Annotated in this window: 11 protein-coding genes; 6 read left to right on the top strand and 5 right to left on the bottom strand. The window is 34.5% G+C overall.

Annotation, left to right across the window (positions count from 1 at the left end; all coding sequences use genetic code 11):
• Positions 1-124: 124 nt before the first annotated feature.
• Positions 125-547 (top strand): DoxX family protein, encoded by a 423-nt coding sequence (locus tag BM383_RS05010; RefSeq protein WP_177229065.1) that lies wholly within the window; start codon positions 125-127, stop codon positions 545-547.
• A gap of 64 nt (positions 548-611) precedes the next feature.
• Here the strand turns inward: BM383_RS05010 and BM383_RS05005 are convergent, their stop codons facing one another.
• Both BM383_RS05005 and BM383_RS05000 read right to left on the bottom strand, forming a co-directional pair.
• Positions 612-2,267: a sodium/sugar symporter gene (locus BM383_RS05005; protein ID WP_093023649.1), complete on the bottom strand. Its 1,656-nt coding sequence runs from the start codon at positions 2,265-2,267 to the stop codon at positions 612-614.
• A 218-nt stretch (positions 2,268-2,485) separates the two neighbouring features.
• Complete coding sequence (locus BM383_RS05000; protein WP_093023647.1) at positions 2,486-4,333, bottom strand: CocE/NonD family hydrolase; 1,848 nt, start codon at positions 4,331-4,333, stop codon at positions 2,486-2,488.
• 216 nt (positions 4,334-4,549) lie between these two features.
• Between BM383_RS05000 and BM383_RS04995 the strand changes: the two genes are divergently transcribed.
• The gene (locus tag BM383_RS04995) at positions 4,550-5,038 is read left to right on the top strand and encodes a hypothetical protein (protein WP_143106343.1); all 489 of its coding nucleotides are present in this window, start codon (positions 4,550-4,552) and stop codon (positions 5,036-5,038) included.
• Entirely contained in the window at positions 5,028-5,228 is a 201-nt protein-coding gene (locus BM383_RS04990) for a helix-turn-helix transcriptional regulator (RefSeq protein ID WP_093023643.1), read from the top strand. The genes BM383_RS04995 and BM383_RS04990 overlap by 11 nt, the downstream gene beginning before the upstream one ends.
• A 79-nt stretch (positions 5,229-5,307) precedes the next feature.
• Here the strand turns inward: BM383_RS04990 and BM383_RS04985 are convergent, their stop codons facing one another.
• From BM383_RS04985 to BM383_RS04975, 3 genes are read right to left on the bottom strand one after another with little or no spacing between them, the layout of a single operon-like run.
• Complete coding sequence (locus BM383_RS04985; RefSeq protein WP_093023641.1) at positions 5,308-7,275, bottom strand: protein-disulfide reductase DsbD family protein; 1,968 nt, start codon at positions 7,273-7,275, stop codon at positions 5,308-5,310.
• A 2-nt stretch (positions 7,276-7,277) separates the two neighbouring features.
• A complete protein-coding gene (tilS, locus tag BM383_RS04980) occupies positions 7,278-8,585 on the bottom strand; it encodes a tRNA lysidine(34) synthetase TilS (RefSeq protein ID WP_093023639.1) in 1,308 nt (435 codons plus the stop codon).
• Positions 8,586-8,630: 45 nt separating this feature from the next.
• Complete coding sequence (locus BM383_RS04975; RefSeq protein ID WP_093023637.1) at positions 8,631-9,935, bottom strand: anthranilate synthase component I family protein; 1,305 nt, start codon at positions 9,933-9,935, stop codon at positions 8,631-8,633.
• A gap of 395 nt (positions 9,936-10,330) precedes the next feature.
• On the opposite strand from BM383_RS04975, the gene BM383_RS04970 reads away from it, so the two are divergent.
• The 3 genes from BM383_RS04970 to argC are packed head-to-tail and all read left to right on the top strand — an operon-like array spanning position 10,331 to position 13,130.
• On the top strand, positions 10,331-10,972 hold the full coding sequence (locus tag BM383_RS04970; RefSeq protein WP_093023635.1) for a GNAT family N-acetyltransferase: 642 nt from the start codon (positions 10,331-10,333) through the stop codon (positions 10,970-10,972).
• Entirely contained in the window at positions 10,969-12,156 is a 1,188-nt protein-coding gene (locus tag BM383_RS04965) for an argininosuccinate synthase (protein ID WP_093023634.1), read from the top strand. The genes BM383_RS04970 and BM383_RS04965 overlap by 4 nt, the downstream gene beginning before the upstream one ends.
• Positions 12,153-13,130: an N-acetyl-gamma-glutamyl-phosphate reductase gene (gene argC, locus BM383_RS04960; RefSeq protein ID WP_093023632.1), complete on the top strand. Its 978-nt coding sequence runs from the start codon at positions 12,153-12,155 to the stop codon at positions 13,128-13,130. Before BM383_RS04965 ends, argC begins: the two co-directional genes overlap by 4 nt.
• Positions 13,131-13,156: the final 26 nt, after the last annotated feature.

The following is a 13,156-nucleotide window of genomic DNA, read 5'->3' as shown; positions in this document are numbered from 1 at the left end:
GATTTTTAATTCAATATAGTAAAATAATTAGATTCATTTTTGTTTAAATTGATAGTCTTTCAAAATAAAAAGCTATATATTTATATCGTAAACGATTAAATCTTCAACGATAATCTTATTTTTTATGATTTCAAAAAACACACCAACCAACTGGTTTCAAACAGTATTAAGAATAACACTAGGCGCATTAATGGTTTTAGCAGCGATTGGACATATGACCTTTCAAAGAGAAGAATTTCAAGCACAGGTACCTAATTGGATTCCGCTTTCTAAAGATTTTGTAGTGATTGCCTCGGGAGTAGTAGAATTGCTATTAGGCTTGGGGATGATTTTTTTAACCAATTACAAAGTTTGGATAGGAATTGCTTTGGCCATTTTTTATGTATTGATTTTCCCTGGAAACATTGCCCAATATCTTAACCATACCGATGCTTTTGGGTTAGATACCGACCAAGCCAGATTGATTAGATTATTTTTTCAACCTGTATTAATTTTATGGGCTTTGTGGTCTACAGGCGCTATCAAAGCATGGAAAACCAAGTCTTAAAACACAAAAAATCCGGATACTGAGTGTATCCGGATTTTTGATATGATGATGAGTGATGCTTTTCTTATGCACTCCAAAACATGGCGTACAAAGCAGAAATAATTAATAAAACTGCAAATGCGCCAATATTGAAAACACCTCCAGTTTTGAAGTAACCTCCACTAAGTGGAATTCCGTTTGGATCTTCTTTACCTTTATTTTGCGCTAAACTAACTGCTGCAATAATCAACATAGTTAATATAGCGGTTAATCCCATTTGATTCAAGAACGGAAGCTTTACAAATATTGGACTATCGCTCCAACCATTTGGTCCCACTTTAAAGAATAATGCGATAGGAATAGATGCTAAAACTCCAATGATAGCTCCTTTGTTTGTTGCTTTTTTCCAAAATAACCCTAATAAGAAAACAGATAAAATACCTGGACTAACAAGTCCTGTATATTCCTGAATATATTGGAACGCTTGTCCTAAATCTGATAATAGTGGAGCAATTAAACAACCTAAAACTAATGCAACAGCAGCAGAAATTCTACCCACATTTACAGTGGTTCTGTCACTTGCATCTTTATTAATGTATTGTTTGTAAATATCCATTGTAAAAATTGTTGAAGTAGAATTCAACATGGAAGCCAATGAAGAAACTACCGCAGCCGCTAATGCTGCAAAAGCCACCCCTTTTAAACCAGTTGGTAAAAACTGTAATAACCATGGATATGCTTTATCTGCCTCATCCAAAGAAGGTAAATTATGTTGCGCTAAATCTCCAAGAGAAGCCATGATTTCCGGATCGTTCACAATTACATACGCTGCAATACCAGGAATAACCACAATCATTGGAATTAAAATCTTTAAGAAAGCAGCCATTAAAATTCCTCTTTGAGATTCTTTCAATGACTTGGCAGCTAAGGTTCTTTGAATGATGTATTGGTTGAATCCCCAATAGTATAAATTAGCCACCCAAAGTCCACCAATTAAAACCCAAATACCTGGAAGATTATCATACTCTGGATTGTCTTTATCCAAAATCATTGCAAAATGCTCAGGCGCTCTATCACTAATGATTTCAAAACCTTTAATAATTCCTTCTCCACTAGAAGCTGCGTCCAATGCCAAATAGGTTGTAATAACTCCTCCAAGCACCAAAAAGAATACTTGAATTACATCTGTCCATGCAACAGCTGATAGTCCTCCATAAAGCGAATATGCGGCTGCAAAAAGTGCTAAACCTATCACTCCATATATAAGATCTATTCCCATAATGGTTTTTATGGCCAATGCACCTAAATATAAAACCGACGAGAGGTTCACGAAAACGTATAAGCCAATCCAGAAAACTGCAAGAATTGTTTTTAGGTTGGTAGAATAACGCTGTTCCACAAATTCGGGAATAGTGTATAATCCTTTATTAATAAAAATTGGTAAAAAATATTTACCTACAATAATTAAAGTAATGGCCGCCATCCATTCATAGGAAGCAATGGCTAAACCTACGGCAAACCCAGATCCAGACATACCAATAAATTGTTCTGCTGAAATGTTTGCTGCAATAAGTGATGCTCCAATGGCCCACCACGGTAAAGATTTACTGGCTAAGAAGTAATCTTCGGCATTTCTTTCTTGCCCTTTTTTACCTCTAGATACCCATAAACCTACGCCCAGGATTAGCACTGCATAGCAGATAAATACAAGGTAATCCCAAAAACTGAAAGTAGAACTCATAAGTTAGATAGTTAATTTGTTAGTTTAAAATGATTGTAAAAATAACCATTTCAATAAAATGACCATGATGATTTTGAACTATTCTAAAATAACTCCCATAAAAAAAATCAAGTGTAAAAAACACACTTGATTTTTTGATTGTTTGTATTTTCCAACTGAAAGAGTAGAACTCATTTTTTAAACAAAAGAGCCGTGAAATTCACGGCTCTTTTAAAGTTCTATTTTTTCAAAATTGAAAATTCTAAAGTTGAAGAGTTAAAGACTCTATGTGTCTGCTTTTTGAAATCTTCTTCTTTGGCTTTATAAATATTTTCTACAAAGGTTTGCGGATTTAGATCTATCAAAGGAAACCATGTACTTTGAATTTGAACCTGAATCTTGTGTCCTTTCTTGAACGTATGAAATACATCTTGAAGTTTCACATCAACATCGGCTATTTTATTTGGCTCAAATGGCTCTGGATTTTCAAAACTATTACGGAATCTTCCTCTCATAACCTCGCTACGTACCATCATGTGATAATTACTCATCTTTAGATAATCTTGCGTTTCCGGATATTCTTCTGCATCAGCCGGAAAAACATCAATCACTTTTACAATCCAATCTGCATCGGTACCAGTGGTAGACACTTTTAGCTTAGCCATAATATCGCCAACCATGGTTACGTCATCTTCCAACACTTGTGTTTCAAAAACCAATACATCTGGTCTACGTGCAGCAAAACGCTGATCATCTGTCATGTATTTTCTTGGTGTGAAAACCATTTTGATATCTTCTGAATAAGGAACCGGTTTTTTAGGATCACTTACAAATTCTTGATACGAAAATTCACGTGTCATTACTTTTGATAAACTTTGATTTCTCCCCATTCCGTAACTTTCTTTGGTTACATTTTCTGGTGGCCAAGTATCAAATTGTTGCCATTCGTTTCTCCCAGTGTCAAACATGTATGCTTCCGGTAAACCTGCATCACTTTTTGGATCTTCTTTTAAAAAATGGTGGAAGAATTTACTCTGAATATCCTTCTGGAAAAATTCTGAAATTCCATCTCCAAAATATACATTTCCTATAGCTTGTCTACCACTTTTTCTTGCCCAGTCTCCATGACTCCACGGCCCCATAACAATTGTATTGTAGAAATCTTCTGACTCTTCAATTTTCGCATAAGAATTTAAAGGTCCATACAAATCTTCTGCATCAAACCAACCTCCCACAAACATAACAGCCGGTTTGATGGTAATTTGATCTAAATTTTGAACCAATCCTCTTGATTTCCAAAATTCATCATAATTTGGATGATCTTTTATCTGTTCCCAAAATACATTGTCTTTTGTATAGAAAGTATCTAGCTTGGTTACAGGTTCATTCTGTAAATAAAAATCATATTGATCTTTTGTTGGTCCAATATCCGGCCACTTATACCATGGCTCTGTTACAGGTTCGCTTTTCATGTAACCAAACAACGCAATCGCTCTCCAATAACTCATTAAAAAAGCTCCATTATGATGGAAATCATCAAAAAAGAAATCTGCTATACAAGCTTGAGGAGAAACTGCTTTCAATGCCGGGTGGTTTGATAATAAAGAATAAGTAGCATAAAATCCAGGATATGAAATTCCCCAAGTACCTACTCTTCCGTTGTTGTTATCTACATGTTTTACCAGCCAATCTATAGTGTCATAGGTATCTGAAGCTTCATCAACTTGTTTCCTTTTTTTATTTGGAATATAAGCGCGCATGTTGTCATACACACCTTCACTATTCCAACGTCCACGTACATCTTGATAAACAACAATGTACCCTTCTTTCATCATATTTTCATCTGGACCAATACTTTTTTTGAATTTATCCGGACCGTATGGTGCGCAACTATAGGGGGTTCGCTGCATTACAATAGGATATTCCTTGGAAGTATCTTTTGGACTGTAAATGGTTGTGTGTAAATGTACGCCATCTCTCATTTTAATGGCTACTTCTTGTTTGTTGTAGTGATCTTTTACATTGTACTCTTGAGCTTTGAGAAGAAAAACGCTCAAAAAAGCAAGTAAGAATAACTTGTGTTTCATAATTAAGGAACTATTTAAGTGCTAAAGATATTTGATTCTAAGGACTTCTAATAATGGCGAAGTAATTAATCACAAATTAGATGGTAGATTGATATTTACAAGGATTGAATGTACCCTAAAACAAAAGATTGGTATTTTTTACTTAATGTAAAATATATTTTACATTTTAATAATTTTACTTTACATTTGAAATATCAATCAAAAACAATAGTTATTATGAAAATGCGCTTTTTATTTCCTCACAAGTTTAAAATTTATGGATGGATCACATTAGTTATCGGGCTATTATTAGGAATTCTATTGCAATTAAACAACGTAGAACCATCGGGTGATTTTTCAACAACCAAAGTATTTGCTCTTTACAATGATGGATTTTTGACTGAAAAAGATACAGGATTTTTCAAAATCATTGAAAATGATATTTCTGATGAAATCATTACCCTTCTCATTATAATTGGTGGAGTTCTGATTGGTTTTTCAAGGTTAAAAGTGGAAGATGAATTTAGTTTTAAACTCCGATCTGAATCTCTTATTTGGGCATTTTATGTTTCATCGGCACTTACTATTTTGGTTACAATTTTGATATTTGGAGGAATCTATTTTAATTTTCTTCTGTATAATCTATTTCTTCAGTTATTATTTTTTATAGCAAGATTTCACTACGTACTTTACAAATCTCAAAAAGAACTGAGTTATGAAGAATAATTTAAAAGTACAAAGAGCTATCAAAAACGTGACTCAGGCACAATTAGCAGATGCCATACAGGTGAGCCGACAGACTATTAACGCAATGGAGAAAGGGAAATATGTACCCTCTACAGTTTTGGCTTTGAAACTTGCTGCTTTTTTTGAGGTTTCGGTAGAAGATATTTTTCAGTTGGAAATAGAAGATTAGTTACTATCTCTTGTTCATTCATCAATCAAAAAACGCCATCTGAATCAGATGGCGTTTTTAATTTATTAGCTACAGTATTTTATTTGCCTGCGTTTTGCAAACCTGTTTTTAACCATGCTAAATATTCTTCTGTAGGAACATATTGTTGTGGTACATTCAACACTTCGTAATCTGGAGTCATCAATACATAAAATGGTTGTGAAGCCGATTTAAAATTGATTGCCTGGAAAGTAGCCCACTTATCTCCAATCGTTTCAATAGTTTTCACTCTTCCACTATCATATTGATAATTGAATTGAGCCTCTTCTGGAAGATCTTTACGATCGTCTACATACAAGGATATAATTACAATTTCATCTTGAAGAATCTTTTCAACTGTAGGATCTGTCCAAATTTGCTCTTCTACTTTTCTACAGTTTACACAAGCCCACCCCGTAAAATCTAGCATCACTATCTTATCATTTTCTTCAGCATACGCTAAACCTTCGTCTAGATCTTTAAAAATGTTTAATTCTTTTTCTTCATTATTTTCAGCAAATAGTGAGTATGATGATGGCGGTGGAAAACCGCTTAGTAATTTAAGTTCATTAACTCCTACAAGTCCTAAAACTAAATACACTGAAAACGCAGCAGATACTATACCTACGCCCAATCTTCCTTTAGAAAGTTTTCCTTTTGGTCCGTCATGCGGAAATCTATAAACACCAAATAAATAAAGGGTTAACAGAATGAAAATAATCACCCAAGCTGCGATGAATACTTCACGCTTTAAAATTCCCCAGTGCATTACCAAATCGGCATTTGAAAAGAATTTAAAAGCAAAAGCTAATTCTAAATATCCTAAAACCACTTTGGTAGTTGTCATCCAACCACCGGAACGCGGTAACGAGTTTAATAAATTTGGGAATAATGCGAACAATGCAAACGGCAAAGCTAAAGCTAAACCAAAACCAGCCATTCCTGCTGTTAATTGCATAGCGCCACCGTCTGATGATAATGAACCTGCCAATAACGATCCTAAGATAGGACCAGTACAAGAGAAGGAAACGATGGCCAAAGTAACTGCCATGAAAAAGATTCCTACGATTCCTCCTACGTTTGATGCACTATCCATTTTGTTTCCCCAAGAAGAAGGCAAAGTGATTTCGTAATATCCAAAGAACGAAAATGCAAAGAATAAGAATATGACGAAGAATGTAACATTAAGCCCTACACTTGTTGAAATGTTATTCAGAATTTCTGGGTCTAACGTATCAAAAAGATGGAATGGAACACTCAATAATAGGTAGATAAACACTATGAAAAACCCGTATAACATAGCATTTGCAATACCTTTTTTACGATCTTTTGATTGTTTCGTGAAAAATGAAACTGTTAATGGAATCATTGGGAAAACACAAGGTGTAAACAAGGCTATCAATCCACCAAGAAATCCTAAAAGTAACACTTTCCAGAAGCTTTGATCTTCTTGTTCTCCTTTTAAATAATGTGTATTTTTTAGTGGTAATACTAGTTTTGAAGAAAGCTCAGCATCTTTATCACTTACCACTTTTTTCTCAACCTCAGCTTTTTCCCCAGTTAGTGAAAAGGCAAAATCTTCATCTACCTGAATACAAACATTGATACAAACCTGACCAGATAAACTACCTTGTACAGCTTTGATATCCGATTTTAGTAAATGAATTCTTTGTGTGATTACTGCTTCGTCTTTGAAAAAAGTTTCATCTACTTCAAAAATATCATTGTACTCTGTAAACGTATCGCTTTCTTCTGCCTGCCCTACCAGTTCAAAATCGGTTCCAGTATTTTTAAATTGAAACTCAAGTGGCAATGAACCTCCTGGTGGATTGAACTGTGAATACAAATGCCATTCTGGAGCAATGGTTGCTTTGAAAATTAAATTGAAATCTGTTTCAGAAATTTTTTCAACACTATATTTCCAGGTTACCGGTTTTTGATCTCCTATTCCGCCCATTTGATTTCCAAATTGACCGTAACTAGAAAGTCCAGTGACTAATAACAATAGAATTGCCAGTATTTTTTTCATGCTTAAGGTTGTAGTTGTATTTTTAATATTGATGTTGTTTTTGGTGAAACCGCAAAACGTTGGTCGGCTCGTTTACCTATAATCCACACAATTTGATCTTGTGAAAGCAAAATCCATTGTGTTTCTTTTTCCGGAAGTGAAAATTTTTCGTCCTTAAAAAACTTACTCACTTTCTTTTTGCCTTTCATACCAAACGGATGAAAATAGTCGCCCGTATGCCATTTCCTTACAATCAGCGGCAAATTTAATTTTTCCGCATCAACATAGATAGTATTTGCATCTTTTTCTTCAATTTCTGTAACTTTTGTTACATTTAGATGAATAGGATCATGAATTGTCTCTGATAGTTTTTCGTAAATAAATTCAGTATTCAGTTTTAAAGGAATTTTCCTAAGTATTAAAAAAGACCTATCTTTACTCAGTTCATGTGTTTTGGAATACACAGCCTTTCCACTCATGGCATCTAAAAGATGTCCTATATCGTCCCAATTGGTGAAATTATAGTCTTTGAACAATTCGTAAAGATATGTTCTCAAAGGATGTAACACTTTCAATTGCTGCACGGGAATTTTTATCAATCCGTCTTCTTTAATGAAGAGAATAGATTTTAGTTCTTCCACCTGCTTTGCTACAATTTGTGAAGTATCGGAAAGAAATTCTTGAGTTTGTAAAAAATTATTCAAGAAATTTGGATGCAGTTCTTCTAAAATTGGAACTATATGATGACGAATTTTGTTTCGTATATATTTATCTGAACTATTGCTGCTATCTTCTTTCCAATCTATATTATTTTCTTTTGCATAAGCCGTAATTTGAGCTCTGGAAAATGGTAATAACGGTCTTATTATTTTTTGATTTTTCTCTGGAATACCAGATAATCCATCAATTCCTGTACCGCGAGAAAGATTGATAAGAAATGTTTCTATTTTATCATTGGCATGATGTGCAACGGCAATGTGATCAAAATTGTGTAACTCTGCTAAATGATTGAACCAAGCGTAGCGTAACTCTCTTGCCGCCAATTGCGTATTCAATCCTTTTTCTGCGGCATATGATTGGGTAGGAAATCGTTCTACAAAAAATTCGTAATCATAATCCGCGACTGTTTCCTTTACAAAAATCTCTTCAGCATCGCTTTCCTCTCCACGCAATGTAAAGTTGCAATGCGCAACAGCCAAATTCAGATTTGCTTTATGCATTAAATGCAACAAAACCATACTATCTATGCCGCCACTTACGGCAATAAGTGTACGCTGTTTGTAAAGATTTGGATAAGATTGGTTGATTAGATTTTGGAATTCCTTGAACATGCTTCAAAAATACGAACTTCAATCGATATATTTCTTAACTATTACTTAAGATGCGCCAGAGAGCACTTGTTTCATGGCTTTCGCCTTCAACATACATTCTTCATATTCTTTAATAGCCTCTGATTTTGAAGTGATTGCACTACCCACAGAAAACGATGCATACTTGCTTTCTGCATTGTATAAAATACTGCGGATTACAACATTAAAATCAAAATCATTATTTGGATCAAAATATCCAACAGCGCCGCTGTACAAACCTCTCTTACTTTCTTCCAATTCTTCAATAATTTTCATGGCTGAAATTTTTGGAGCTCCCGTCATACTTCCCATCGGAAAAGTACTTTTAATCAAATCTATGGAATTGGTATTTTCAGGTATTGTAGCTTTTACAGTAGATATAAGTTGATGAACTTGTTTAAAAGAATACACTTTACATAGTTCCTCTACTACCACACTTCCCCTGTTTGCGAAGTGAGAAAGATCATTCCGAACCAAATCTACAATCATTATATTTTCTGCACGTTCTTTGAGATCTGCTTCTAAAGTTTCTGCTAATAAATGATCTTCCTTTTCATCCAAAGATCTTCTAACAGTTCCTTTAATTGGTTGTGACAACACATCAGTACCTTTTCGCATTAAATAACGCTCTGGAGAAGCAGACATTAAATAATGAGTTTGCAATTTTAAAAACGTAGCAAATGGCGGAGATGAGATTTCATTTAATTTTCTAAATACATAAGCAGGATCTATCGAAACACTTTCAGCAAAAAATTCCATGCAAAAATTAGCTTCATAAATATCTCCTCTATGAATGTATGCCTGCATAGATTCAATTTTTTCAATATATGCTTCTTTAGAAATACGAGCCTTAATTTTTGGTTTTGCTTCTGGAACTACTTCTAAAACGGCTTCTTCTAAGATAGCCTTGTAGTCAAATTCAATTTCATCATCAACCATTCCAAGGTATTGAAAGGTTAACTGCTGATTTTCTAAAAAAATCACTTTTTTCGGTTGAAAAAAATATAAATCAGCAAAGCCTAGCGCATCCAAATTTTTGGAACTGAGTGGCTCTGTATCATTTTTTAAATCGTATCCTAGAAAGCCAAATAACCAATCTTGAGTTATTCCTTGGTACTCTTTTAATTTTTCAAAAGCTTCATGTGTATCACTTTTAATCACAGTAATCGCATCCACAGCCAATACAGCTTCGTATTTATTGTGATTACTTTTATAATCGTTAGAATCTAGCCAACAAACCTCTTCGTATTGTTGTGCCCATTGAACCAGTTTCTCCTTTATGCTAGAAACTTGATATTCTTTAATGGAAAGTGTTTGCGTTGTTCTCTTCATAAACTGTTTGAAAAAGTGTGACAAATTTAACAAAGTATTAAAGAAAGCGTAGTTTTCATTTCAAAATATCTTTGTATTATTGTCATATGAAAAGTATGAGTTCTATCATATCACGTCCGTATCCAAACCGCTCTCCCGAGCAACGCTGCAAATAATTTTATTTGTTAGTTTTTTGTTTACGTACATTTTTCATTCATGATTTCAATTTCACTTTACATACCTTACTTCAAAAATAACTTTCAGACATTATCTGAAAGAAGTTTTTCTTGTATTCGCCCCGAGCGCCGTCGCCGTCGCCCGTAAGGGTGCTATTCTTTTTTGGAACTTTGGTGAGTCCGGTTCCCCTTTTAAGGAAATTTCTATTTTTTATCGTATTAAATTATTAACTTGTTGAAATGAAGATTATTGTAGCCAATAAATCTCATAGCAAATATGCAGCACAAATTTGTGATACTATGGCAGATTCTGCCAAAGTACGCGGTACAGGAATCGCCAAAAGATCTCCTGAATATGTCATGACCAAAATGGAAAATGGCAACGCTGTTATTGCTTTAGATGGTGATAAATTTGCTGGATTCTGCTATATTGAAGTATGGAGTCACGAAAAGTTCGTGGCCAATTCAGGTTTGATTGTTCACCCAGATTACAGAAATCAAGGCTTAGCCAAACAGATAAAGCAAGAGGTATTTAACTTATCTCGAAAAAAATTCCCAAATGCCAAGATTTTCGGAATTACAACAGGACTTGCTGTTATGAAAATTAATTATGAATTGGGGTATAGACCTGTTACTTTCTCTGAATTAACGGAAGATCCTACATTTTGGAAAGGCTGCCAAACCTGCAAAAATTATGATATTTTGCAACGTACCGAACAAAAAATGTGTTTGTGTACAGGTATGCTTTATGATCCTGCAGAAAAAGAAGCGAAACTAAATCAAAAACATCCGAATGACTACGATAAAAAAGTTTTGCAAAGATTAAAAAATATCAAACAACACATATTCTTACCAAAAGAACATAAAGAAGAAAAAAAATGAAAAAGCTTGTATTAGCCTACAGTGGTGGTTTAGACACGTCTTACTGCGCCAAATATTTATCAAAAGAAGAAGGGTACGAAGTTCATGCTGTGAGTGTAAACACAGGTGGATTCTCTGCCGATGAAATAAAAACCATGGAAGAAAAAGCCTATCAAATGGGCGTCACTTCTTATGTTAGTATCGATGCATTGACTACGTTTTACCAAAAAGTAGTGAAGTATCTCATCTTCGGTAACATTTTAAAAAACAATACCTATCCACTTTCGGTAAGTGCTGAGCGTATTGTGCAAGCCATAGAAATCATCAATCACGCCAAGAAAATTGGTGCGCAATATATTGCTCATGGTAGTACCGGAGCAGGAAATGATCAGGTTCGTTTTGATATGATTTTTCAAATTCTAGCTCCAGAAATTGAGATCATTACCCCTATTAGAGATTTAAAATTAGCCAGAGAAGAAGAAATTGAATACCTAAAAGAAAACGGTATCCATATGAATTGGGAAAAAGCAAAATACTCTATCAATAAAGGACTTTGGGGAACCAGTGTTGGCGGTAGCGAAACACTTACTTCGCACAGTTCTTTACCGGAAGAAGCGTATCCTAGTCAATTAGAAGCTTCGGAACCTAAAAAAGTAACCTTATCTTTTACAAAAGGAGAATTAACTGCTATTGATGGTGAATCAAATTCGCCAGAAAAAAACATACAAATTCTGAATGAAATGGCATCAAAATATGCCATTGGGAGAGATATTCACGTGGGTGATACCATTATTGGTATCAAAGGTAGAGTTGGTTTTGAGGCCGCTGCTCCTATCGTGATTATCAAAGCGCATCATTTATTAGAAAAACATGTGTTGACTAAATGGCAACAACATCATAAAGAATATTTGGCCAATTGGTACGGAATGTTATTGCACGAAGGACAGTATTTAGATGAAGCGTTGCGTAATATGGAAGCTTTTTTAACCGATTCTCAGAAAAATGTTTCGGGAGATGTGTTTGTCACTTTATTACCATATCGATTTGAGCTAAACGGAATCGCTTCTAAACACGATTTAATGAACGCATCGTTTGGTAGCTATGGCGAAATGAACAAAGGTTGGACAGCCGATGACGCTAAAGGATTCATCAAACTTACAGCAAATCAAAACAAAATTTATTACCACGTAAACGGAGAATCATGATACAAGTAGGAATTATTGGAAGTGCGGGTTATACGGCCGGAGAATTGTTCAGAATTTTACTGAATCATCCAAAAGCTGAAATTAATTTTGCCTACAGTACTTCAAATGCAGGAAATCTGGTGAGTGCTATTCACCAAGATTTAGAAGGTGAAACCAATTTGTGTTTTACAGACGAAATCAATCCAAACGTAAATGTGGTTTTTCTTTGCTTGGGTCATGGAAATTCAAAAGCTTTTTTAGAGAAGATAACCTTTGCTTCGCATACCAAAGTGATTGATTTAAGTAATGATTTCCGTTTGAATGATGATGCTACTTTTAACGGTAGAACTTTTGTATACGGCTTGCCAGAATTTCAAAAAAACGAAATCAAAAATGCAGATAACATTGCGAATCCAGGCTGTTTTGCCACGGCAATTCAGTTAGGTTTATTGCCTTTGGCAAAAGCAGGTTTGTTACAAAACGATGTGCATATACAAGCAGTAACAGGAAGTACAGGAGCAGGACAATCGCTTTCGGAAACTACACATTTTACGTGGCGAAACAATAATTTTTCGTACTACAAACCTTTTTCGCATCAGCATTTAGGTGAAATTTCAGAAACGCTAGTTACCTTACAAGGTAACTTGGAGACTGACATTAACTTTATGCCATATCGAGGTGATTTTACAAGAGGAATTTTTGCAACTATGTACACAAAATATGAGGGTTCTCTTGAAGATGCTAAAGCACTATACAAAGCATTTTATAAAGATGCTGCGTTCACCACAGTTTCAGACAAACCGTTGCATTTGAAACAAGTAGTAAACACCAATAAATGTTTAGTGCACTTGCACAAACACGAAAATAAACTACTGATAACAAGCTGTATAGATAATTTATTAAAAGGAGCTTCTGGCCAAGCAGTTCACAATATGAATTTACTTTTCGGACTCGAAGAAACAACAGGTTTGCATTTAAAAGCTGCTTATTTTTAATAGTGAAATGTTCACTGTAAACTAAC

Source organism: Pustulibacterium marinum, assembly GCF_900116665.1.
GTDB lineage: Bacteria > Bacteroidota > Bacteroidia > Flavobacteriales > Flavobacteriaceae > Pustulibacterium > Pustulibacterium marinum.
The sequence above is the reverse complement of the archived record's forward strand: the minus strand, read 5'-3'. Positions and strand labels throughout refer to the sequence as shown.